General features: G+C 70.4%; 21 protein-coding genes. 10 read left to right on the forward strand and 11 right to left on the reverse strand.

Annotated elements, in window-relative coordinates; genetic code table 11:
• Positions 1-69 precede the first annotated feature (69 nt).
• Positions 70-834, reverse strand: coding sequence for a GntR family transcriptional regulator (locus OHB00_RS33675; protein ID WP_406440398.1), 765 nt, complete (start codon positions 832-834; stop codon positions 70-72).
• 358 nt (positions 835-1,192) lie between these two features.
• Here OHB00_RS33675 and OHB00_RS33680 point away from each other — a divergent pair, with 358 nt between their 5' ends.
• The 4 genes from OHB00_RS33680 (at position 1,193) to OHB00_RS33695 (ending at position 6,007) form a co-directional block, all read left to right on the forward strand.
• Entirely contained in the window at positions 1,193-2,482 is a 1,290-nt protein-coding gene (locus tag OHB00_RS33680) for an extracellular solute-binding protein (protein ID WP_406440400.1), read from the forward strand.
• Positions 2,483-2,660: 178 nt separating this feature from the next.
• Positions 2,661-3,635 (forward strand): carbohydrate ABC transporter permease, encoded by a 975-nt coding sequence (locus OHB00_RS33685; RefSeq protein WP_406440402.1) that lies wholly within the window; start codon positions 2,661-2,663, stop codon positions 3,633-3,635.
• Positions 3,632-4,489, forward strand: a complete 858-nt coding sequence (locus OHB00_RS33690) for a carbohydrate ABC transporter permease (protein WP_406440403.1) — start codon at positions 3,632-3,634, stop codon at positions 4,487-4,489. Before OHB00_RS33685 ends, OHB00_RS33690 begins: the two co-directional genes overlap by 4 nt.
• A 9-nt stretch (positions 4,490-4,498) precedes the next feature.
• Entirely contained in the window at positions 4,499-6,007 is a 1,509-nt protein-coding gene (locus OHB00_RS33695) for a glycoside hydrolase family 3 protein (RefSeq protein WP_406440405.1), read from the forward strand.
• 36 nt (positions 6,008-6,043) lie between these two features.
• On the opposite strand, the gene OHB00_RS33700 is transcribed toward OHB00_RS33695, so the two are convergent.
• Together OHB00_RS33700 and nagB are read right to left on the reverse strand one after the other, a co-directional pair.
• Entirely contained in the window at positions 6,044-6,580 is a 537-nt protein-coding gene (locus OHB00_RS33700) for a GNAT family N-acetyltransferase (protein WP_406440407.1), read from the reverse strand.
• 142 nt (positions 6,581-6,722) lie between these two features.
• Complete coding sequence (gene nagB, locus OHB00_RS33705; protein ID WP_406440409.1) at positions 6,723-7,508, reverse strand: glucosamine-6-phosphate deaminase; 786 nt, start codon at positions 7,506-7,508, stop codon at positions 6,723-6,725.
• Positions 7,509-8,150: 642 nt separating this feature from the next.
• On the opposite strand from nagB, the gene OHB00_RS33710 reads away from it, so the two are divergent.
• Positions 8,151-9,617, forward strand: a complete 1,467-nt coding sequence (locus OHB00_RS33710; protein ID WP_406446107.1) for a sensor histidine kinase — start codon at positions 8,151-8,153, stop codon at positions 9,615-9,617.
• 178 nt (positions 9,618-9,795) lie between these two features.
• On the opposite strand, the gene OHB00_RS33715 is transcribed toward OHB00_RS33710, so the two are convergent.
• Together OHB00_RS33715 and OHB00_RS33720 are read right to left on the reverse strand one after the other, a co-directional pair.
• Positions 9,796-10,053, reverse strand: a complete 258-nt coding sequence (locus OHB00_RS33715; protein WP_010353616.1) for a WhiB family transcriptional regulator — start codon at positions 10,051-10,053, stop codon at positions 9,796-9,798.
• A gap of 320 nt (positions 10,054-10,373) precedes the next feature.
• Positions 10,374-11,342, reverse strand: coding sequence for a diacylglycerol/lipid kinase family protein (locus OHB00_RS33720; protein WP_406440411.1), 969 nt, complete (start codon positions 11,340-11,342; stop codon positions 10,374-10,376).
• Between the two features lie 116 nt (positions 11,343-11,458).
• Here OHB00_RS33720 and OHB00_RS33725 point away from each other — a divergent pair, with 116 nt between their 5' ends.
• Positions 11,459-11,899 (forward strand): hypothetical protein, encoded by a 441-nt coding sequence (locus tag OHB00_RS33725; RefSeq protein ID WP_406440413.1) that lies wholly within the window; start codon positions 11,459-11,461, stop codon positions 11,897-11,899.
• A 103-nt stretch (positions 11,900-12,002) separates the two neighbouring features.
• On the opposite strand, the gene OHB00_RS33730 is transcribed toward OHB00_RS33725, so the two are convergent.
• The 3 genes from OHB00_RS33730 to OHB00_RS33740 form a co-directional block, all read right to left on the reverse strand.
• The gene (locus OHB00_RS33730; protein WP_406440415.1) at positions 12,003-13,097 is read right to left on the reverse strand and encodes an RNA polymerase sigma factor SigF; all 1,095 of its coding nucleotides are present in this window, start codon (positions 13,095-13,097) and stop codon (positions 12,003-12,005) included.
• A complete protein-coding gene (locus OHB00_RS33735; RefSeq protein ID WP_004925829.1) occupies positions 13,094-13,507 on the reverse strand; it encodes an anti-sigma regulatory factor in 414 nt (137 codons plus the stop codon). Before OHB00_RS33735 ends, OHB00_RS33730 begins: the two co-directional genes overlap by 4 nt.
• Positions 13,508-13,780: 273 nt before the next feature.
• Positions 13,781-14,041 (reverse strand): UBP-type zinc finger domain-containing protein, encoded by a 261-nt coding sequence (locus tag OHB00_RS33740; RefSeq protein ID WP_181805639.1) that lies wholly within the window; start codon positions 14,039-14,041, stop codon positions 13,781-13,783.
• A gap of 61 nt (positions 14,042-14,102) precedes the next feature.
• Here OHB00_RS33740 and OHB00_RS33745 point away from each other — a divergent pair, with 61 nt between their 5' ends.
• Positions 14,103-15,698 (forward strand): Na+/H+ antiporter, encoded by a 1,596-nt coding sequence (locus OHB00_RS33745; RefSeq protein ID WP_406440417.1) that lies wholly within the window; start codon positions 14,103-14,105, stop codon positions 15,696-15,698.
• Positions 15,699-15,709: 11 nt separating this feature from the next.
• Here the strand turns inward: OHB00_RS33745 and OHB00_RS33750 are convergent, their stop codons facing one another.
• Both OHB00_RS33750 and OHB00_RS33755 read right to left on the reverse strand, forming a co-directional pair.
• On the reverse strand, positions 15,710-16,591 hold the full coding sequence (locus tag OHB00_RS33750) for a 1-aminocyclopropane-1-carboxylate deaminase/D-cysteine desulfhydrase (protein ID WP_406440419.1): 882 nt from the start codon (positions 16,589-16,591) through the stop codon (positions 15,710-15,712).
• Positions 16,592-16,624: 33 nt separating this feature from the next.
• Positions 16,625-17,215, reverse strand: a complete 591-nt coding sequence (locus OHB00_RS33755; RefSeq protein WP_406440421.1) for an N-acetylmuramoyl-L-alanine amidase — start codon at positions 17,213-17,215, stop codon at positions 16,625-16,627.
• Between the two features lie 313 nt (positions 17,216-17,528).
• Between OHB00_RS33755 and OHB00_RS33760 the strand changes: the two genes are divergently transcribed.
• The 3 genes from OHB00_RS33760 (at position 17,529) to OHB00_RS33770 (ending at position 20,922) form a co-directional block, all read left to right on the forward strand.
• A complete protein-coding gene (locus OHB00_RS33760; protein ID WP_406440423.1) occupies positions 17,529-18,935 on the forward strand; it encodes a family 2B encapsulin nanocompartment shell protein in 1,407 nt (468 codons plus the stop codon).
• A gap of 113 nt (positions 18,936-19,048) precedes the next feature.
• Entirely contained in the window at positions 19,049-20,149 is a 1,101-nt protein-coding gene (locus OHB00_RS33765; protein WP_406440425.1) for a family 2 encapsulin nanocompartment cargo protein polyprenyl transferase, read from the forward strand.
• Positions 20,150-20,574: 425 nt separating this feature from the next.
• Positions 20,575-20,922: a DUF952 domain-containing protein gene (locus tag OHB00_RS33770; protein WP_406440427.1), complete on the forward strand. Its 348-nt coding sequence runs from the start codon at positions 20,575-20,577 to the stop codon at positions 20,920-20,922.
• A gap of 64 nt (positions 20,923-20,986) precedes the next feature.
• On the opposite strand, the gene OHB00_RS33775 is transcribed toward OHB00_RS33770, so the two are convergent.
• Positions 20,987-21,730 (reverse strand): VOC family protein, encoded by a 744-nt coding sequence (locus tag OHB00_RS33775; RefSeq protein WP_406440429.1) that lies wholly within the window; start codon positions 21,728-21,730, stop codon positions 20,987-20,989.
• Between the last annotated feature and the right edge of the window lie 12 nt (positions 21,731-21,742).

A 21,742-nucleotide genomic window follows, 5' to 3' on the forward strand; every position in this document is an offset into this window, starting at 1 on the left:
GGGTGACGCGATGTCAGGAGACACGGCTGTGAGGGGCCTTCAGTCCTGGACCCGACGGCGGGCCGGGGCTCATTCCGCAGGCCGCTTGAGCCTCGCCACGAACTTGTAGCGGTCGCCGCGGTACACCGAGCGGACCCATTCCACCGGCTGGCCCTCGTGGTCCAGGGAGTGCCGGGAGAGCATCAGCATCGGCAGGCCCACGTCGGTGCCGAGCAGGCCGGCCTCGCGCGGAGTCGCCAGCGAGGTCTCGATGGTCTCCTCGGCCTCGGCGAGATGGACGTCGTACACCTCGGCGAGGGCGGTGTAGAGGGACGTGTACTTGACGAGGGAGCGGCGCAGGGCGGGGAACCGCTTGGCGCTCAGGTGGGTGGTCTCGATGGCCATGGGCTCGCCGTTGGCCATGCGCAGCCGCTCGATGCGCAGCACCCGGCCGCCGGCACTTATGTCGAGCAGGCCGGCGAGCCGGTCGTCGGCGGTGATGTAGCCGATGTCCAGCAGCTGAGAGGTCGGTTCCAGACCCTGGGCGCGCATGTCCTCGGTGTACGAGGTGAGCTGGAGCGCCTGGGAGACCTTGGGCTTGGCGACGAAGGTGCCCTTGCCCTGGATGCGCTCAAGACGGCCCTCGACGACCAGCTCCTGGAGGGCCTGGCGGACGGTGGTGCGGGAGGTGTCGAACTCGGCGGCCAGAGTGCGCTCGGGCGGGACCGGGGTGCCGGGGGTCTGTGTCTCGGTCATTTCGAGCAGGTGCTTCTTCAGGCGGTAGTACTTGGGCACGCGCGCGGTACGGACGGCTGTCCCGCTCTCGTTCTCCGCACTGCTGACGTCGGTGCTCATGCTCCGCCTTCCCGGCTCCGGTGCTGCTCGCCTCGTGGCACGGCAGCGTACCGGGATTCGCCCTGCACGCTGCGTGATCCCCTCTGTATACCGTCGCGCGCTGTTCTGGTCTAGTCCACCGCCGGAGTGGTCTACCGGAATTGTCTCGTCCGCGCCCTGGGTTTTCGAGGGGTTCTTACTTAAAGGTTCCTGCATATGTAGGTCGCATAACGGCTGGTCGGAGGGGTTTCGACCACCCTTGACAGGCCTGCTGGTCTCGGTCAAGCTTCCCGCACTGGTCTACACCATTGGTCCAGGTCCCGGCCCAACGCTCGTGCGGGGAGGCAGGGGGGTTTGTGGCATCCCTGAGGAGGGTGGCGTGAAGCGCAAGCTGATAGCCGCGATTGGTATCGCGGGCATGGTCTTCTCCATCGCGGCGTGTGGCAGCGACAACAAGGACGACAACAAGTCCCAGGGCTCGGACGCCAAGGAGCTGACCGTCTGGCTCACGGTGGACGCGCAGAACAACTGGCCCGAACTGGTGAAGGCCGCCGACGCCGCCGTGCAGAAGAAGCACCCCGGCATCAAGATCAACCACGAGTACTACGGCTGGCCGGACAAGAACGCCAAGCTGGACGCCGTCCTCGCCACGGACAAGGCCCCCGACGTGGTCGAGATGGGCAACACCGAGATGCTCAGCTACATGGTCAAGGGCGCCTTCGCCCCCGTCGACGCATCCCAGTTCACCAACTCCGACCAGTGGCTCGACGGCCTCAAGGCCTCCGTCACCTACCAGGGCAAGACCTACGGCGTGCCGTACTACGCCGGTGGCCGCGTCGCCAACTGGCGCAAGGACATCGCCGCCTCGGCCGGCATCAAGACCACGCCGAAGACCTACACCGAACTGACCGCCGACCTGGGCAAGATCCAGAAGAAGGAAGGCGACAAGTTCAGCGCCTGGTACCAGCCCACCCGTGACTGGTACGCGGCCATGTCCTTCGTCTACGACGCCGGCGGCTCCATCGCCGTGGAGAACGGCGGCAAGTGGCAGGGCAACCTCTCCTCGGCCGAGTCCATCAAGGGCCTCACCGAGTTCAAGAACGTCATCGACAAGTACATGCACGGTGACAAGACCAAGGACGAGTCCGACCGCTACATCGTCTACGGCCAGGGCAAGTCGGCCATGATCTTCGGTGCCGCCTGGGAGGGCGCGACCGCGGCCGACCCGAAGAACGACAAGACCGGCGGCAAGCTGAAGAACAACCTCGTCAACTTCGTGATGCCCGGCCCGTCCGGCAAGAACATGCCGGTCTTCCTGGGCGGCTCCGACCTGGCCATCCCGGTGAAGTCCAAGGCGCAGGCCGTCGCCGCCGAGTGGATCAACGCGTTCACCGGCCCCTCCGGCCAGAAGGGCCTGATGGCCAAGGGCAACCTGCCCAACAACAAGACCGACCTCGCGACGCTGAAGAGCGACCCGGCGACCGCGGTGCCGGCCGAGGCGGCCGCGTCCAACTGGTTCGTGCCGATGGCGCCGGGCTGGGGCCAGGTCGAGAAGGCGCAGGTGCTGCAGAACATGCTGCAGAACATCGGCACCGGCAAGGAGACGGTCCAGGCGGCGGCCAAGGAGGCCGACGCGGCCATCGACAAGGTCATCAACAGCACCAACTAGTGGCCTGCGGCCGGGCCTGGCCGACGGGGGGGTCAGGTCCGGCCGGTGGGTGATTTCGGAAAGTGCCGCGTCGGGCCGGTGGGCTGGTCCCGGTCCGTTGCGGCTGGTCGCGCAGTTCCCCGCGCCCCTGAGGGGCGCGCGGCTGTCGGCCTCTCTCGATCTGCTTGAGGAGCGCACGATGAGTGCCGTTGATACGACCACACCCGCCAAGGTGCCGGCACCGCCACCGGACTCCCCGCAAAGACCACGCGCGAACCGGCGTTCCGGCGGCCCCGCCGTGCCCTGGCTGCTGCTCGCGCCCTGTCTCGCGATCCTCGGGCTCGTCCTCGGCTATCCCCTCTACCGGCTGGTCACCCTCTCCTTCCAGGAGTTCGGGCAGTCCCAGCTGTGGGGGTTCAAGCCGGCCGAGTGGGTCGGTTTCGGGAACTTCTCCAAAGTGCTGGACGACAGCGAGTTCTGGCAGGTCGTGCTGCGCACGATCATCTTCGCCGTCGGCTGCGTGGTCTTCACCATGGTGGTCGGCATGCTCATCGCCCTGCTGCTGCAGCGCGTCTCCGGCTGGGTGAAGACGCTGGTCAACATCGTGCTGGTGGCGAGCTGGGGCATGCCCGTCGTCGTCGCCACCACGCTCTTCAAGTGGCTCTTCGACTCCGACTACGGCATCCTCAACGCCCTGCTCAGCAAGGTCCCCGGCATCGACATGATCGGCCACAACTGGTTCGCCAGCGGACCGCAGGGGCTGGCCGTGATCATGCTCCTGGTGGTGTGGGGGGCCGTGCCCTTCGTGGTCATCACGCTGAGCGCCGGTCTGACCCAGGTCCCCAAGGAACTGGAGGAGGCGGCGCGGCTCGACGGGGCGGGCGCCTGGGGCGTGTTCCGCTACGTCACGCTCCCCATCCTCAAGCCCATCATCGTGATGCTCACGACGCTGTCGGTCATCTGGGACATGGGCGTCTTCCCGCAGGTCTTCGTGATGCGCGGCGGCCACCCCGAGCCCGAGTTCCAGCTGCTGACCACCTACTCCTACGACCGCGCCTTCGTGGTCAACGACTACGGACAGGGCTCCGCGATCGCCCTGCTCACCGTGCTCCTCCTGCTCGGTGTCGTCGCCGTGTACATGCGCCAGATGCTGAAGATCGGAGAGGTCGAATGAGCACCGTCGCCACCCCCGGCCGCACCACCTCCGGCCGCAAGAAGTCGAAGGCCGGCTGGAACCTCCTCGGCCTCCTCGTCTTCGTCGTCGCCGGCTTCCCCGTCTACTGGATGGTCAACACGGCGTTCAAGCCGGCGAAGGACGCCATCGACCCGGACCCGAGCCTGCTGCCCACCGGCATCACCCTGTCCAACTTCCGCCGCGCGCTGGACATCGCCGACTTCTGGGGCCCGGTCGGCCGCAGCCTGATCGTCTCCCTCTCGGTCGTCGTGATCGGCATGGTCATCGGCCTGCTGGCCGCCCTCGCCATCTCCCGGTTCGCGTTCCGCGGCCGGAAGGTCGTGATCGTCGGCATCCTCGCCGTCCAGATGATCCCGCTGGTCGCCATGATCATCCCGGTCTTCCTGCTCCTCAACGACCTGGACCAGTACGACAAGCTCAGTGGCCTGATCATCACCTACCTCACCTTCATCCTGCCGTTCACGGTGTGGACCCTGCGCGGCTTCATCGTCAACATCCCGAAGGAGCTGGAGGAGGCCGCCATGGTCGACGGCTGCTCCCGCACCGGCGCCTTCATCCGCGTGGTCTTCCCGCTGCTCGCCCCCGGCATGGTCGCCACCTCGGTCTACGCCTTCATCCAGGCCTGGAACGAGTACCTCTACGCCCTGATGCTGCTCAGCCAGGAGCACCAGACCGCGACCGTCTGGCTCGCCAACTTCTCCACGAAGCACGGCACCGAATACGCCCCGATGATGGCCGGCGCCACGATGATGGCCGTGCCGATCGTCGTCCTCTTCCTCCTCGTCCAGCGCAAGATGGCCGCGGGCCTCACCGCGGGCGCCGTGAAGGGATAACCCCATCCGATGACGACATTCGCCAGCGGTACGGCTGCGTTCAATTCGAAAGACCGAATCACGCGCGACGCGCTGACCGTCCTCCAGCCGGGCTTCACCGGCACCACCGCCCCCGACTGGCTGCTGCGCCGGCTCGGCGAAGGCCTCGCCTCCGTGGGCGTGTTCGGCCGCAACATCGTCTCGTCCGAGCAACTCGCCGCTCTCACCGCCCAGTTGCGTGCCGAGCGGGACGACGTCCTGGTGGCGATCGACGAGGAGGGCGGTGACGTCACCCGCCTTGAGGTGCGCACCGGCTCCTCCTTCCCCGGCAACCACGCCCTCGGCGCCGTCGACGACCCGGAGCTGACCCGGCAGGTCGCCCTCGAACTGGGCCGCCGTCTCGCGGCCTGCGGGGTGAACCTCAACTGGGCCCCGTCCGCCGACGTGAACTCGAACTCCGCCAACCCGGTCATCGGCGTCCGCTCCTTCGGCGCAGACCAGGACCTGGTCGCCCGCCACACGGCCGCCTACGTCACCGGCCTCCAGGCGGCCGGAGTGGCGGCCTGCACCAAGCACTTCCCGGGCCACGGCGACACGGCCGTCGACTCCCACCTCGCCGTGCCCCGCATCGACGCGAGCGCCGACATCCTGCACGTCCGCGAGCTGGTCCCCTTCCGCGCCGCCATCGCGGCCGGCACCCGTGCGGTGATGAGCGCGCACATCCTGGTCCCCGCCCTGGACCCGTCCCGGCCCGGGACGCTGTCCCACCGCGTCCTCACCGACCTCCTGCGCGGCGAACTCGGCTACGACGGCCTGATCGTCACCGACGGCATCGAGATGCAGGCCATCGCCGGGGCCTACGGCATCGAACACGGCACCGTCCTGGCGATCGCCGCCGGAGCCGACGCGATCTGTGTGGGCGGCGGACTCTCGGACGACGAGACGGTACGCCGGCTGCGCGACGCCCTGGTCGCGGCGGTCCGCTCCGGTGAACTCCCCGAGGAGCGCCTGGCGGATGCGGCGCGGCGGGTACGGGCACTGGCGAGCTGGACGGCCACGGCGCCGGCGGCCCATCCGGACCCGGCTCTCACGGACATCGGCCTCGTCGCCGCCCGGCGCGCGCTTCATGTGACGCGCGTCGACCCTTGCACGCCACCGGCCGAGCCCCTCTTCGTCGCCTCCCTCACCCCCGAGACCAACATCGCCGTGGGTGCGGAGACGCCCTGGGGCGTGTCCGCCGAACTTACCCGCCTCGTGCCCGGCACCGAGACCGGCAGTTTCACGGGCGAGGACGCGGGCCGGGCGGCGATCGTGGCGGCGGGGGAGCGCCGGGTCGTCGCGGTGGTACGCGACGAACACCGGCACCCCTGGATGACCAGGGCCCTGGACACCCTGCTCAAGGCCCGCCCCGACACGATCGTGGTGGAGATGGGCCTGCCGCAGGCCGCGCCCCGGGGTCCCCTGTACATCGCGACACACGGTGCGGCACGGGTGTGCGGGGTGGCGGCGGCCGAGGTCATCGCGGGCGTCGGCGCGTAGCGCGTCCCACTCGGGTGGTCCTCGGCCCCGGCACGGTCACCGGGCCGGGGACCACACGCCGAACCACTGCTCGGCGTCCCACGCCCGGAATCGCTCCAGCTCGGTGAAGCCGAGCTTCGCCGCGAGGCGCATCGAGCGGATGTTGGCGGTCTGGGTGTAGAGCGCCACCGGCTCACCGGGAAGCACGCCGGAGAACCAGTCGAGCGCCGCCGCGCAGGCCTCGGTGGCGTATCCGTGTCCCCACGCACCCGGCAGGAACAGGTAGCCGAGGTGAAGCTCCGCGGCCTCCCGGCGGTTGGCCGGAGCCTCCGGGTCCTGTGGGTTGAGCTCGATCGTGCCGATCATCGCTCCGTCGAGCTCGACCACGAAGAATCCGGGGCGCCGCCCGGGCACCTCGGGCACCGTGCGTTCGAGTTCGGCACGCGGGCGGGGGCCACCGAGATAGGTGCCGACCTCCGGCGAGGTGTTCAATTCGATGACCCCCGCGCGGTCCCGCGCCTCGCACTCACGCAGCACGAGCCGCTCGGTCTTGATCGGGTGAGGCGGCCAGACGTCGCTTCCCAAGACAGTCATGACGGGCAACCTACCCCCTCGTTCCCCGCGCCCCCGAAGGGGCGCGGGGCTGTACCGATGTGCGGCTCCGCCGCGTGGGCGCGAGCAACCCACCACTACGGTCAGTCCGTGACGAAACCGAACCCGGCAGGTCCGGCCGGCCTCAAATCCCCTGCCACGCCGGCTTGTTGGCAAAGGTGTACCGGAAGTAGTCGGCGAACTTCAGCTTCGACGCGGCACCCTCGTCGACGACCACCGTGGCATGCGGATGCAGCTGCAGCGCCGACGCCGGGCACACGGCGGCGACCGGCCCCTCCACCGTGGCCGCGACCGCGTCGGCCTTGCCCTCACCCGTGGCCAGCAGCACCAGATGGCGCGCCTCCAGGATCGTCCCGATCCCCTGGGTGATGACGTGGTGCGGCACCTGCGCGATGTCCCCGTCGAAGAACCGTGCGTTGTCGACCCGCGTCTGCTCGGTCAGCGTCTTGATCCGGGTCCGCGAGGCCAGCGAGGAACACGGCTCGTTGAACCCGATGTGCCCGTCGGTCCCGATCCCGAGCAACTGCAGATCCACGCCGCCCGCCCGCGCCAGCTCCGCGTCGTAGGCCTCGCAGGCGGCCCGCACGTCCTCGGCCGCACCGTCCGGGCCGAGGAACGCGTCCATCCCGATCCCGAGCGGCTCCAGCACCTCGCGCCGCAGCACCGACCGGTAGGACTCCGGATGCTCGGCCGGCAGCCCCACGTACTCGTCGAGCTGGGCTATGCGCACCCGCGAGGTGTCCACGGAACCGGCGCGGACCTTGGCGGTGAGCGCCTGGTAGATGGGCAGCGGGGTCGAGCCGGTGGCCACCCCGAGCAGCGCGTCCGGCTTGTGCCCGATCAGCTGCGCCATGGCCTCGGCGATCAGCTCGCCACCCGCGGCGGCGTCCGGAACGATGACAACTTCCACGCTGGGCCTGCCGTTCTCAAGAGGGCTGGGGGGTCTGGAAGGTCTATGTGGTTTAGACCAATCTGATGGGACCAATCTAACAGAACCCACCCCTGTCCCCGCAGGTCGGGCGCAGAGAAAGAGGACAAGTGCGAGGTTACGTGAATGCGTCGGATGGGGTGAATCAGGGAAAACTTCCACGGCCCGCCGCAGCCCCCTCCCCGGGTCGCGGGAAATTGCCCCGGACATCGGGCCCCACGGCCGCCTCCGGCGGGCTACGCTGCGATCGGATCAACTGTGAACAGTCTCCAACGCATGGACACACCCCGTGGTCTAGTCCACAATTGCGTACGAGTGCTGAATGAGTACGGCACCAGTCGTACCGCACAGTCACACTCTTCCGTCTTCCCCGCACAGGAAGGCGGACCGAGGAACCGGAGCTCTCTGCCCTGACTGCCCCGGCTCCTCACCTTCGGCCGACCGGGACCGCACACCCCACGGCCGTTGCTGCTCCGGGCTGCGGTGCCGGGAGGGTTGAGGGTCCCTCTCAGGCGCCGCGGCCCGCGGGTGTTTCCGGGCCCGCCGTTCTTCCCCGGCCCGCTTGGTGGTCCGCTGTTTTTCGGCCATCCACATACCGCAGGTACGCTCACAGACGTGCCCTCCATGAACGAGCTGGTCCGCCAGCACACCGCCCTCGGCGACTCCGACCTGGAGTGGCTCCATCTGCTGGTCTCGGAGTGGCAGCTGCTCTCCGACCTCTCCTTCGCCGACCTGGTCCTGTGGGTCCCCACCCGGGACGGCACCCGGTACATCTCGGTGGCGCAGATGCGCCCCAACACCGGCCCCACCTCCTACCAGGACGACATGGTCGGCCACCTGGTCCCGCGCGGCCGCCGGCCCATGCTGGACATCGCCCTGGACGAGGGCCGGATCGTCCGTGAGGGCGACCCGGAGTGGCGCGAAGAGGTCCCCGTACGGGTCGAGTCCATCCCGGTGCGGCGCGAGGGCCGGATCCTCGGGGTCATCGCCCGGAACACCAACCTGCTGACCGTGCGCACCCCGAGCCGCCTTGAGCTCACCTACCTGCAGAGCGCCTCCGACCTGGCGCAGATGATCGCTGCCGGATCGTTTCCGTTCCCGAACCAGCAGGTCGACATGGACGCCTCACCGCGGGTCGGCGACGGCCTGATCCGGGTGGACGGCGACGGTATCGTCCAGTACGCCTCCCCGAACGCCCTCTCCGCGTACCACCGGCTCGGTCTCGCCGCCGACCTGCTCGGCCACCACCTGGGCCAGACCACCGCCGAACTCGCCCCGAGCAAGGGGCCGGTGGACGAGGCGCTCGCCAAGCTCGCCAGCGGCTGGGCCCCGCGCGAGTTCGAGATCGAGTCGGACGACGGCGTCATCCAGTTCCGGGCCATCCCGCTCAAGCCCAAGGGGACCCGCATCGGTTCCCTGGTGCTGCTCCGGGACGTCACCGAACTGCGGCGCCGCGAGCGGGAGTTGATCACCAAGGACGCGACCATCCGGGAGATCCACCACCGGGTGAAGAACAACCTCCAGACGGTCGCCGCGCTGCTGCGGCTCCAGGCCCGGCGCATCGAGTCGGAACGCGGCCGGGAGGCCCTGGAGGAGGCCGTCCGACGGGTCGGCTCCATCGCCATCGTGCATGAGACGCTGTCTCAGAACCTGGACGAGCGGGTGGAGTTCGACGAGATCGCGGACCGGGTGCTCGCCATGGTCGCCGAGATCTCGCCCGGGAAGGTCACCGGCCGGCGCACCGGCCGCTTCGGGATACTCGACGCCGAGGTCGCCACCCCGCTGTCGATGGTGCTCACCGAGATCCTGCAGAACGCCCTCGAACACGGCTTCCGCGAGGGCGACACCGGCACCGTCGAGGTCACGGCGGTCCGCGGCGGAACCACCAAGGAGGCCCGGTTGCTCGTCACCGTCCAGGACGACGGCGTCGGTCTGCCCGAGGGCTTCGACCCGCAGCGCTCCGGCAACCTCGGCCTGCAGATCGTACGGACGCTGGTGGAGGGCGAGTTGGGCGGCACGTTCGACATGGTGCCGGCGCCGGAGCGGGGGACCCGGGTGATCCTCGACGTGCCGGTGCGGCCGCAGAAGTGACTCCGGTCGGGGCGCCGGGCACAGCAAAGAGCCCCGGACCTGGTGGGTCCGGGGCTGCTCGCTCGTTGCTGCTCTTGTCTAAGCGCATCGGGGGTACTGCGCGCTGCGGCTCGGGGGCGGGAGATGCGTACTCGCTGTACGCGCCGCCAAGCTCAGGCTGTCACCAGGGGTGGGACTGTCAGGCGGTGGCCTGACGGGCCCGGTTGCGGGCGGCACGGCGCTTCATCGCGCGACGCTCGTCCTCGCTGAGACCACCCCAGACGCCGGAGTCCTGACCGGACTCAAGCGCCCACTGCAGACACTGATCCATAACGGGGCAGCGACGGCAGACGGCCTTGGCTTCCTCGATCTGCAGCAGCGCAGGACCGGTGTTGCCGATGGGGAAGAAGAGCTCGGGGTCTTCCTCGCGGCAAACGGCGTTGTGACGCCAGTCCATGGCTGCTACCTCTCCTTGGTATTACATGCACGTTGCTTGTGAATGTGAACGCTTTCACGAATCCCTCAACAAGTGAAGGGCCGACCGCCAGGTTCCCTGGCAGGGGTCCTGTGAGTTGAAGGGGGATTCCGGTGATCAGTGGAGGCCGGTCTTGCGGGCCGTCCCGATCGCCACGTAGAGCCTCGCAAACCTCAGCGACGGATACAACCCCTTCCGGAAAGTTTTTTTTGATTCCTCGGTGTCGACTGGGTCACAGCCGTACTTCCATGGGGTGGATCCTGGCCTAAACGTTCGAGTGAAAGGACTTTAGCCCGTTCCGCTCACACAATCACACGCAGTGCACTGCGTACGCCTGTGAACGTCACGCTCGTGCGCAGTCCTAGGTGGTCGCCGTCCATCTGAAGGGGGAGGGGGACCTTCGAATGCAAGGTGAACCGGTCCAGATCGTGCAGCGACACCGCATGCCTGCCCTGGGGTCCGCGCTCGGGGGACGAAGTGAGCAACTGTGTGCCATAACGGGCAGCCGCGGCGGTCGACAGGCGGCTGAGACCGAGCACGTCGATGCCTTTATCGAACGAGGCCTTAGGCGACGTGTACATCGGGCGATTGCCGAGATACGTCCAGGGCGAGGTGTTCGAGACTATCGCCACGACGAGATCGTCTATCGGGTCGGCGCCGGGCCGCTCAAGAGTGATCGTGCCGTGCCGGCGGTGCTGCTCACCCAGGAACTGCCGGACGACCTGGCGAACGTAGAGCGCGTGTGTGGATTTCTTACCGCGCTCACGCTGCTGCTCGACCCGGCCGACCACGCCGGCGTCGAAGCCGAGCCCCGCGTTGAAGGTGAACCAGCGGGCCGGGACCGCCTCGTCCTCGGTGCCGGGCGTGCCGGCGGTCAGTCCGAGGCCGACGAGGCGCTGACGTTGCTCGCGCAGCGCGTCCAGCAGGTCGCCGGTGGCCTCGACCGGGTCGTTGGGCAGTCCGAGGGCGCGGGCGAAGACGTTGGTGGAGCCGCCGGGGACCACGGCGAGGCCGGGCAGCCGGTCCGGGTCGGGGCCGTTGTGAAGGAGGCCGTTGACCACCTCGTTGACCGTGCCGTCGCCGCCGAGGGCCACGACGAGGTCGATGTCGTCGCTCTCCGCCGCGAGCCGCGCCAGGTCGCGGGCGTGGCCGCGGTACTCGGTGGTGACCGCCTCCAGCTTCACTTCGCTCGCGAGCGCGTGGATGAGGACGTCGCGCCTACGTGCGCTTGTGGTGGTTGCCGCCGGATTGACCACGAGAAGTGCACGCATGGATTGCAGCGTACCTACTGGAAAGTACCGGGCCCAGACCGAGTTAGGGATCCGGTAAGAGACAGGGGCGTGAGCCTGAACACTTACGGGTGTCAGCCGAGGGCTACCCTTCTGGGGTGAGCGATGCGTCTACGGCTGTGAAGGCCGACGGAACCGAAGGCCCCCGTCCGCGGCGGCTGACGTACGCCGCTGCGCTGGCCGGGCTGGAAGGGCTCGCGCTGGTGGCCGGCGGGGTGTGGATGCTCGCGCTCGGGCTGACCGGGGATCCGGACGACCGGGGGCAGGCGGTCACCGGGGGTGTCACCGTGATCGTGCTGGCGCTGCTGCCCTTGCTCGCCGCGCGCGGGCTGCTGCTGCGGAAGAGCTGGAGCCGGGGGCCGGCGGTGATCACGCAGATCATGGCGTTGCCGGTGGCGTACAACCTGCTGCAGGCCGACAGCGTGGCGGTTCCGGTGGGGATCGCTCTCGCCGTGGTGGCGGTGGCTTCTCTGGTGTTGCTGGTGAACTCCGCTACTACCCAGGCCCTTGGGATCAAGGGGCCCGGGCGCAGTAGCTGATCTACGGGGCCGGTGGGGGCCTGGTCGCCCACGCGGCGGAGCCGCACATTGATACAGCCCCGCGCCCCCAAAGGGGCGCTCCAGTGCGGGGCGTCATGGCGATTTACTCCTCCACCAGCAGCTTCTCCCGCAACTGAGCCAGTGTCCGGGCCAGCAGCCGGGAGACGTGCATCTGGCTGATGCCGACCTCCTGGGCGATCTGGGACTGGGTCATGTTGCCGAAGAAGCGGAGAAGAAGGATCCGCTTCTCTCGGGGCGGGAGGTCTTCGAGCAGGGGCTTGAGGGACTCGCGGTATTCGACGCCCTCCAGGGCCTCGTCCTCCGCGCCGAGGGTGTCGGCCACCGCCGGGGACTCGTCGTCGGTGTCGGGGACGTCCAGGGACAGCGTGGAGTACGCGTTGGCCGACTCCAGGCCCTCCAGGACCTCCTCCTCCGAGATGGCGAGCTTCTCGGCCAGCTCGTGGACCGTGGGGGAGCGGCCGTGCTGCTGGGACAGCTCCGCCGTGGCGGTGGTGAGCGCGAGGCGCAGCTCCTGGAGGCGGCGCGGGACGCGGACCGCCCAGCCCTTGTCGCGGAAGTGCCGCTTGATCTCGCCGACCACGGTCGGGGTGGCGTACGTGGAGAACTCCACGCCCCGGTCCGGGTCGAACCGGTCGACCGACTTGATCAGGCCGATGGTCGCGACCTGGGTGAGGTCGTCCAGCGGCTCGCCGCGGTTGCGGAACCGGCGTGCCAGGTGCTCCACGAGTGGCAGGTGCATCCGGACCAGCCGGTTGCGCAGCTCCGCGTACTCGGCGCTGCCGTCCTTCAGTCCGCGCAGCTCGACGAACAGGGCGCGCGCGCCGCTGCGGTCCTGAGGTTCGTGCTGGGGCGCGTGCACTACCTCCGCGGCCAGCGCCTCGTCGTCGGCGTTTCGCTCGTGCTCGCTCATCGTCCCGCCCGTCGCCCTTCCACGAGCTTTCGCCCCGGCGCGGTTCGGGGTCGCGACCCCGTTCCGCCCTTCCGGGGGCGCGCTCTGCACGGCACCCTCCAGACCGACCGGCGCGGAGGGGTCCTCCGGGTGCGGCCTGGCCTGTTCCGGGATGCCGTCGATGCCGTCAGCCATGCGGCGGGAGCCGGCCCCGGGGCCTTCGCCCCCGGCCGGCAGCTCCCGTGTGCCGCGCTCTTCGTCCCGCACCGGCCCGTCCTCGTTCCTCACGCCGGCCCGGGTCCCGCGCCGCGCTGTTTGTAGAGGCTGATCGACACGGTCTTGTCCTCGTCGACGGCCGACGAGACCTTGCCCGCCAGGGCCGATAGCACGGTCCAGGCGAATGTGTCGCGCGACGGGGCGTGGCCGTCGGTGGTCGGGGCGGAGACCGTGACCTCCAGCGAGTCGTCGACGAGGCGGAAGACACAGCTGAGCACCGAGCCGGGAACGGCCTGCTGGAGCAGGATCGCGCAGGCCTCGTCGACCGCGATGCGCAGATCCTCGATCTCGTCCAGGGTGAAGTCCAAGCGGGCGGCGAGGCCGGCCGTGGCCGTGCGCAGCACCGACAGGTAGGCACCCGCAGCCGGCAGCCGGACTTCCACGAAGTCCTGGGTCGCGGGCTCGCCTGCGATCTGGGACACCCTCACCTCCATGGTGGTACAAGCTTTTCGGGGCCGAGGGTCGCCCCCCGGGGGTAACGCACTACGTGGTTCAGCGGTGACGCTACCGCGCTCCGAACTTTTCTGTCCCCCGGACCCCGACCCCCTGACGTCACTCACAGTAAACCTGTGGATACGCTCCGTGTCTAGAGGTCTGCCTTGCCCAATTGGGAAGAGCGCGCGCCGGGTTGACGTACCCCGGCGTCGAACCGTCGAACCGTCGGTGCTGTCGTGTTCAGCAGCCGTAGTGCAGTGTCACACGAGGACGTGGTCGACGAAGCACCAGCGCCAGTCCTCGCCGGGCTCGAACGTCCGCATCACGGGGTGACCCGACGTCTCGTGGTGGCCCGTCGCATGTCTTCCCGGCGACGAATCACAGCAGGCGACGTGGCCACAGGTCAGACAGAGCCGCAGCTGTACCGGGTGCCAGCCCTTGGCGAGACACTCCGGGCAGGTCTCGTTCAGTGGCTCGGGTTCCGGGAGCGGCAGCGCGTCGCGGTGCGTGCACTGTTTCATGATTGCCAGATTACGACGGGTGTGCGGGTGGCCGCGCGAAAAAAGAGGGCGGGCGAGGATCATGGACGTGATGCCACTGCTGTTGCTGGTGGCGGGGAGCGCCGCGATCGCGGGTGCGGCCCGGCGCACTCCGGTGCCGGCGCCCCTGCTGCTGGTCGCGGCCGGCCTGATGGTGTCGTACGTTCCCGGGGTCCCCGACTACACCCTCGACCCCGAGATCGTGCTGCCGCTGGTGCTGCCGCCGCTGCTGTACAAGGAGGGCACCGAGAGTTCCTATCTCGACCTGCGGGCCAACATGCGGCCGGTGGCGCTGCTGTCGGTGGGGTACGTGCTCTTCGCGACGTTCGTCGTCGGCTGGGCCGCCTACGCCATCGTGCCCGGGCTGCCGCTGCCCGCGGCGCTCGCGCTCGGCGCGGTCGTGGCGCCCACGGACGCGGTCGCGGCCGCCGCGATCGCCCGCCGGGTGGGGCTGCCGTCCCGGCTCACCACGATCCTGCAGGGCGAGTCCCTGCTGAACGACGCCACGGCGATCACCGCCTACCGCGTGGCCGTCGCGGCCGCCGTCGGCGAGGGCGCCTCCTGGGCCCACGGCATCGGGGAGTTCTTCCTGGCCGCGTTCGGCGGTGTGATCGTCGGCGGGGTGCTGATGGTGCCGATCCACTGGCTGCGCACGCACCTGAAGGAGCCCCTGCTCCAGAACACGCTGTCGCTGCTGATCCCGTTCGTCGCCTACAGCGTCGCCGAGCAGTTCCACGCCTCCGGCGTGCTGGCGGTCGTGGTGGTCGCCCTCTATCTCGGCCACCGTGGCTGGGAGGTCGACTTCGCCACCCGCCTCCAGGAGGAGGCCGTGTGGCGCATGGTGGCGTTCGTGCTGGAGTCGGCGGTCTTCGCCCTGATCGGACTGCAGCTGCCGGTGGTCCTCAAGGGCCTCGGCGCGTACGAGGGCATCGACGCCGCCTGGTACGCGTTCGCTCTCTTCCTGGTCGTGGTGGTGGCCCGGTTCGCGTGGATCTACCCGGCGGCCTTCCTGCCGCGCCTGCTGTCCCGGCGGATCCGGGAGCGGGAGGACAACCCCACCTGGAGAAGCCCGGCCGTGGCCGGCTGGGCGGCCATGCGGGGCGTGGTCTCGCTGGCCATCGCCTTCTCGATCCCGCTCACCGTGCACGGCGGCGGCCCCTTCCCACAGCGCAACCTGATCCTGTTCCTGACCTTCACGACGGTCATCGGCACCCTCGTGGTGCAGGGCCTCAGCCTGGCCCCGCTGATCCGGCTGATGAGGTTCCCGGCCCGGGACATCCAGGCCGAGACCCTCGCCGAGGCGAACGCCCAGGCCCAGGCCTCCCGCGCGGCCGAGGCCCGTCTCGACGCGCTCCTCTCGGACGACCGCAACGAACTCCCGCCCCCGCTCGCCGACCGTCTCCGCTCGGTCCTGGAGCGCCGCCGCAACGCCGTCTGGGAACGCCTCGGCCAGACCAACCCGATCACCGGCGAGTCCGTCGACGAAACCTACCGCCGCCTCTCCCGCGAGATGATCAGCGCCGAACGCACGGTCTTCGTCCGGCTTCGCGACCACCGCTACATCGACGACGAGATGCTGCGGACCCTGCTGCGCCGGCTGGACCTGGAGGAGGCGGCCGCGTACCGGGAGGCCGGATGAGCCGGCACCGGTCAGGCCGTCAGCACCGCCGCCACGGTCATGTCCCGGCCCAGGCCGCCCTCCCGCGCCAGCTCGACGAGCCCGTACAGCAACTTCGCGACATACAGCCGTTCCACCCGCACCCCGTGCCGCTCCTCGAAGTCCTCGGCGAAGGCGTCGAGTTCCGGTGACGTACGCCCGTACCCGCCGAAGTGGAACCGCTCGTCGAGCGACCACCGCCCGCGCCGCCCCCCGAACGCCTCCTCCTGCAACCGCCGTATCTCCCCCGCCAGGAACCCGCCCCTCAGCACCGGCACCCCCAACGCCCTCTGCTCCGCGTCCAGTCCGGCCGCCAGCCCGGCCAGTGTGCCCCCGGTCCCACAGGCGACCGCCACCATGTCGGCCCGCCCCCGCAGCTCCGCACCGAGGGCGCGGCAGCCGCGTACCGCGGCCGCGTTGCTGCCGCCCTCCGGCACCACGTACGCGCCCTCGGCCCCCGCCGCCCGCAGCAGACCGGCCAGCACCTCAGGCTCGGCCTTGCGCCGGTACGTCGGCCTGTCGACGAAGCGCAGCCGCATCCCGTCGGCCGCGCAGCGCGCCAGCGAGGGGTTCAGCGGCCGTCCGGCCAGTTCCTCGCCCCGCACCACCCCCACCGTCGGAAAGCCGAGGAGACGGCCCGCGGCGGCTGTGGCGCGCAGGTGGTTGGAGTACGCGCCGCCGAAGGTGAGGACCGGCCGGCCGGCCGCCGCCTCGATGTTGGGGACCAGCTTGCGCCACTTGTTGCCGATCAGCTCCGGATGGATCAGGTCGTCCCGCTTGAGGAGCAGACGGACGCCGTGGCGGTCGAAACGGTCGTCGGTCACTTCCTGGAGCGGCGAGGGGAGCCGGGGGGCGAGTATGTCGGCGCTGGTCACGTCGTCATTGTCGCCCGGAGCGGCCGCGCGGGCTCACTTCAGCCGGTCCCTGACGCGCTCGCGCAGCCAGGCCATCGAGAAGCCGCGCGGGTCCACCTTGCCCGGCTGCCACTCCAGGTGCCCGATCACCGACCGCTCCGACCAGCCGTGCTGCCGGCACACCGCCGCGGCCACCTTCTCGACCGCCTCCAGCTGGGCCTCGGGCCAGGGGTCCTCGCCGTCGCCCAGGTTCTCGCACTCGAAGCCGTAGAAGTGCCGGTTGCCGTCGGTGTTCGCCTCGTTGTCCGGGGGCAGGGCCTTCTCGGCGATCACCGCGCGCAGCACGTCGTCGTCGCCCGGGCCCGCGTGATTGGCGCGGCCGTAGCCGACGAGGTGCACCGTGCCGTCCTTGGTGACGACGCCGTGGCACAGCGGGCCGGGGAGGTCCGGTCGGCCGTCGCGGCAGATCCGGACCGTGACTCCGGCGCCGCGGGTCACCGTGTGGTGGATCATCACGCCGTGGACGGGCCCCCAGGGGCCCTTGTGGTTCCGGTTGTGCTCCCGCCAGTCGCCGACCTCGACGACCGTGACGCCCTCGGCCCGCAACGCGTCGAGGAAAGCACCCGCGGACATGGGTGGGGCCATGACCGCCTCCTTCGCATCCGAACTGAACCATCTCGACTATCTGGATCTTCCAGATCTTCTGGACTTTCTACAGAAGTCGGGCTTACTGGGCCAGCCTTGTTCGAACGTGTTCGGATCTTGTGCGAGTCAATCTGGACAAGTCGGTATGTCGCAGAGGGCGGATGGGGTGATTTGTCGGCATGCCCAGTAGTGCGATGATCTATTCCCGCTCTTTCGGGTAATGGTGTCGGCACGCTCCGTGATGACAGGGTGGCCCGTGAGACCGATGCGTGGGCAGTTCGGCGCCCCCGCAGGTATGGGAGGGCATTTCCTTATGTCGGTAGGCGAAGAGGTCCGCACGGATCAGGGCAAGCCGCAGCAGTCTCTGGACACGGCGGCAGCGCGGAACCTGGCCACCACGACCAAGTCCGCGCCACAGATGCAGGAGATCAGCTCCCGCTGGCTGCTGCGGACACTGCCCTGGGTCGACGTCCAGGGCGGCACGTACCGGGTGAACCGACGGCTCACCTACACGGTCGGCGACGGCCGTATCACCTTCCTGAAGACCGGCGACCGCGTCGAGGTCATCCCCGCGGAGCTGGGCGAGCTGCCCATCCTGCGGTCCTACGAGGACGAGGAGGTGCTGGCCGAACTGGCCCAGCGCTGCCGGCAGCGCGACTTCGCCCCGGGCGAGGTCATCGCCTCGTTCGGCAACGGGACGGACGAGGTCCACCTGCTGGCCCACGGCCGCGTCGAGAAGATCGGCACCGGCCCCTACGGCGACGACGCGGTGCTCGGCGTCCTCGCCGACGGCGCCTACTTCGGCGAGCAGGGCCTGATCGACCCGGACGCCATCTGGGAGTACACCGCCCGCGCCGACACGGCCTGCACCGTGCTGACCCTGTCCCGGCAGGACTTCGAGCAGGTCGCCGAGCGCGCCGACTCACTGCGCGAGCACCTTCACCAGTTGCGCGCGATCCCCGAGCAGCGCACCAACAAGTACGGCGAGAAGGAGGTCGCCCTCGCGGCCGGTCACAGCGGCGAGCCCGACATCCCGCACACCTTCGTCGACTACGAGGCGCGGCCGCGTGAGTACGAGCTGAGCATCGCCCAGACCGTGCTGCGCATCCACACCCGCGTGGCCGACCTCTACAACCAGCCGATGAACCAGACCGAGCACCAGTTGCGGCTCACCGTCGAGGCGTTGAAGGAGCGCCAGGAGCACGAGCTCATCAACAACCGGGAGTTCGGCCTGCTCAGCAACTGCCAGTACGACCAGCGGCTGCAGCCGCACGACGGCGTGCCCAGCCCCGACGACATGGACGAGCTGCTCAGCCGCCGGCGCGGCACCAAGCTCTTCCTCGCCCACCCGCGCGCGATCGCCGCCTTCGGGCGTGAGCTCAACAAGCGCGGACTGGTCCCGGAGACCGTCGAGATCGGCGGCAACCGCATCCCGACCTGGCGCGGAGTCCCGATCTACCCCTGCAACAAGATCCCGGTCACCGAGGCCCGGACCACCTCGATCATCGCCATGCGTACCGGCGAGGACAACCAGGGCGTCATCGGACTGCGGCAGTCCGGAATCCCCGACGAGATCGAGCCGAGCCTCTCGGTCCGCTTCATGGGCATCAACGAGCAGGCCATCATCAGTTACCTGGTCACGGCCTACTACTCGGCCGCCGTTCTGGTCCCGGACGCCCTCGGAGTGCTGGAGAACGTCGAGATCGGCCGCTGGAGGTGACGCTTCCGCACTTGGTGGCCGTGTCCCCGCCCTCCGGGGCGGGTACACCCTCGGGGTACGTGCCGAGCCGTGGCGGAGACGCCACCGTACGCGCACTCCGCGAGGGGGAGGCCATGGCCGAGTTCGTGACGGAGCGGCAGCAGCGTGCCACGCAGCCGCCGCCGGGGAGGTCGGAGTCGCTCGACGGGTCCGAGGCGGCGGTGATACTGGAGCGGGTCCGGGCGTCCGTCGACCCCGAACTGCGCACCGCCGTAGGGTCGTTGCCCGGTTCGATGCGGCACATCGCGCGTTACCACTTCGGCTGGGAGCGCGCGGACGGCACCCCGGCGGACGGCGACGCGGGCAAGGCCATCAGGCCGGCGCTGGTCCTCGCCGCCGCCGACGCGCTCGGCGGACCGGCGGCCCGCGCGGCCGCCGTACGGGCCGCGGCCGCCGTGGAGCTGGTGCACAACTTCACCCTGCTGCACGACGACGTCATGGACCGGGACACCTCCCGCAGGCACCGGCCCACCGCGTGGACCGTGTTCGGCGACGCCGACGCGATCCTCGCCGGGGACGCCCTCCAGGCGCTGGCCCTCCGGCTGCTCGCCGAGGACCCGCACCCGGCGTCCGCGGCGGCGGCCGCCCGGCTCGCGGACTGCGTCCTCGAACTGTGCGCGGGACAACACGCGGACACGGCCATGGAGGACCGGGCGCCCCACGAGGTCACCCTCGACGAGGTGCTCGCCATGGCCGAGGCCAAGACCGGGGCGCTGCTGGGCTGCGCCTGCGCCCTGGGCGCGCTGTACGCGGGGGCGGGAGCGGCGGAGGTGGCGGCGCTCGACGGCTTCGGCCGCCAGGCCGGGCTGGCCTTCCAGCTGATCGACGACGTCATCGGGATATGGGGTGATCCCCGGCGCACCGGCAAACCGGCGGGCGCGGACCTGGCCGCCCGCAAGAAGTCGCTGCCGGTCGTCGCGGCCCTCACCTCCGGCACCCCGGCCGCCGCCGACCTCGCCGAGCTGTACGCCAAGCCGCATGTGCGGGCCGACGCCGACGAGATCGCGCGGGCCGCACTGGCCGTGGAGCGGGCGGGCGGCCGGGACTGGGCGCAGGCCGAGGCGGCCGACCGGATGGCACGGGCGATGCAGGAACTCGCCCGCGCCGTGCCCGACCCGGAAGCGGCCGGCGGGCTGCTCGCGCTCGCCGAGTTCGTGACCCGGCGCAGCAGGTGAAGACAGGCGAAGACCCCGGAGCCCCCGGGACCGCGCGGCTCCTGACCCCGCACGGTTGACCGGGGGCTCCGGTCCGACGGGTCCCGCACATCCCCACGGTGTGCGGGGCTCGCCGATTCCCGCCGGGACGCCTCCTGCCGGGCGCCCGGGGTGCCCACCGGCGGCGGGCGCGTAGGCCGGGCCCGGCCTACGCTGGTGGCATGGACGGCCAGGACCAGGTCTGTCGGGTCTGCGGACAGCCCGTCGCGCGTGTGGTGGGGCGGCACAAGACGCTGGGTGCCTGGGTTCCGGTCTGGGGTCCCGGTCCCTGCCGCAACCCCGACTGCGCCGAGCACCCCGGCCCGCAGCGCCCGCAGGAGGCGGCACCGCCCCGGTCCCCGCCGCCCGAATCCGCCGGGAGCCGGCCCACGTCGTAGCGTGTCCGCATGACGGCACTCCCGAACATCCTGCACATCACCGAACGCTCCCTGTGGGAAGAGGCCCGCGCGCGCGGCGGCTACGAGATGTCCACCCGCGGCCGCACCCTCCAGGAGGAGGGCTTCATCCACTGCTCCACCCGCGACCAACTCCCGCGCGTGGCGGCCTTCCTGTACGGCTCCTACGACGGGCCGGACGAGCTGGTGGTGCTGGTCGTGGACCCGGCCCGGGTCGGCGCCCCCGTGAAGTGGGAGGCGCCGAAGCCGGGCGGCGAGGAGTTCCCGCACGTGTACGGACCGATTCCGGTCACGGCCGTGGTGGACGTGGAACCCTGGGCCCAGCACCCGGCCGGCTAGCCGCCTGCCGCCTGCCGCCTGGCTCTGGGCACTCGGCTCTCGGCATCCCGCCCGTCGCCCCGGGCTACCGGCCCCGGCTCGGGAGGCCGCCGGTCTCAGGGTCGCGGCCGGTGAGGCAGTAGACGCCGCCCGCCGGGTCGCGCATCACCGTCCAGTGGCGGCCGTCGGCCACGTGCGCGGCGCCGAGTTCCTCGTGCCGGGCGCGGGTCGCCGGGATGTCCGCGCAGGCCAGGTCGAGGTGGGCGGAGGCCGGCTGTTCGTCGTCCAGCCGCTGCAGCAGGATCCGCACGGGCAGGCCGGCCGGTGGCCGCAGCACCCGGAACTCCGGCAGCGAGCCGGTGAGCAGCTCCCAGCCGGTCAGCTCCGCCCAGAACGCGGTCTCCGTCTCGTACGCGGACGGCGGGATGTCGAGGCTGACCTGGTCGAGCCGGCTGCCCGCCACGGCCGGCGGCCGCACCGACTCCCCGTGCCACGTCACGGCGCACCACGCCTGCCCGGCGGGTGAGCGCAGGACCGCCCACCCGTCGTGCTCGGCGACCGGCTCGGCGCCGAGTGCCCGGGCCCGCTTCACCAGGCCGGGCACGTCCTCGACGCAGAGGTCCAGGTGAGCTCCGCCGGGCCCCGCCTCGACGCCCTGAAGCTTGACGCAGGCGTCGACGCCCGACGCGGGCAGCAGCGTCACGAACTCGTCGTCCTCGCCGCGGGGCGCGGAGAGGAAGGTGCCGGTGACGGCCGTCCAGAACGCCTGGGCGGCGGCGACATGCGCGGCGGGGCGGTCGGCGAAGGCGTACGTCCAGCGGATGGCCATGCGGTGATCGTA

It is taken from the genome of Streptomyces sp. NBC_00631, from assembly GCF_045206895.1.
Lineage (GTDB): Bacteria > Actinomycetota > Actinomycetes > Streptomycetales > Streptomycetaceae > Streptomyces.

Bases quoted from the DNA above. Each gene is read 5' to 3' on its own strand.
- OHB00_RS33770 (WP_406440427.1), top strand. From the start codon at position 20,575: ATGACGGCACTCCCGAACATCCTGCACATCACCGAACGCTCCCTGTGG.
- OHB00_RS33740 (WP_181805639.1), bottom strand. From the start codon at position 14,041: ATGAAACAGTGCACGCACCGCGACGCGCTGCCGCTCCCGGAACCCGAG.
- OHB00_RS33700 (WP_406440407.1), bottom strand. From the start codon at position 6,580: ATGACTGTCTTGGGAAGCGACGTCTGGCCGCCTCACCCGATCAAGACC.
- OHB00_RS33715 (WP_010353616.1), bottom strand. From the start codon at position 10,053: ATGGACTGGCGTCACAACGCCGTTTGCCGCGAGGAAGACCCCGAGCTC.
- OHB00_RS33755 (WP_406440421.1), bottom strand. From the start codon at position 17,215: ATGGCCCCACCCATGTCCGCGGGTGCTTTCCTCGACGCGTTGCGGGCC.
- OHB00_RS33775 (WP_406440429.1), bottom strand. From the start codon at position 21,730: ATGGCCATCCGCTGGACGTACGCCTTCGCCGACCGCCCCGCCGCGCAT.
- OHB00_RS33675 (WP_406440398.1), bottom strand. From the start codon at position 834: ATGAGCACCGACGTCAGCAGTGCGGAGAACGAGAGCGGGACAGCCGTC.
- OHB00_RS33720 (WP_406440411.1), bottom strand. From the start codon at position 11,342: ATGCGTGCACTTCTCGTGGTCAATCCGGCGGCAACCACCACAAGCGCA.
- OHB00_RS33695 (WP_406440405.1), top strand. From the start codon at position 4,499: ATGACGACATTCGCCAGCGGTACGGCTGCGTTCAATTCGAAAGACCGA.
- OHB00_RS33685 (WP_406440402.1), top strand. From the start codon at position 2,661: ATGAGTGCCGTTGATACGACCACACCCGCCAAGGTGCCGGCACCGCCA.
- OHB00_RS33760 (WP_406440423.1), top strand. From the start codon at position 17,529: ATGTCGGTAGGCGAAGAGGTCCGCACGGATCAGGGCAAGCCGCAGCAG.
- OHB00_RS33690 (WP_406440403.1), top strand. From the start codon at position 3,632: ATGAGCACCGTCGCCACCCCCGGCCGCACCACCTCCGGCCGCAAGAAG.
- OHB00_RS33710 (WP_406446107.1), top strand. From the start codon at position 8,151: ATGAACGAGCTGGTCCGCCAGCACACCGCCCTCGGCGACTCCGACCTG.
- OHB00_RS33765 (WP_406440425.1), top strand. From the start codon at position 19,049: ATGGCCGAGTTCGTGACGGAGCGGCAGCAGCGTGCCACGCAGCCGCCG.
- OHB00_RS33745 (WP_406440417.1), top strand. From the start codon at position 14,103: ATGGACGTGATGCCACTGCTGTTGCTGGTGGCGGGGAGCGCCGCGATC.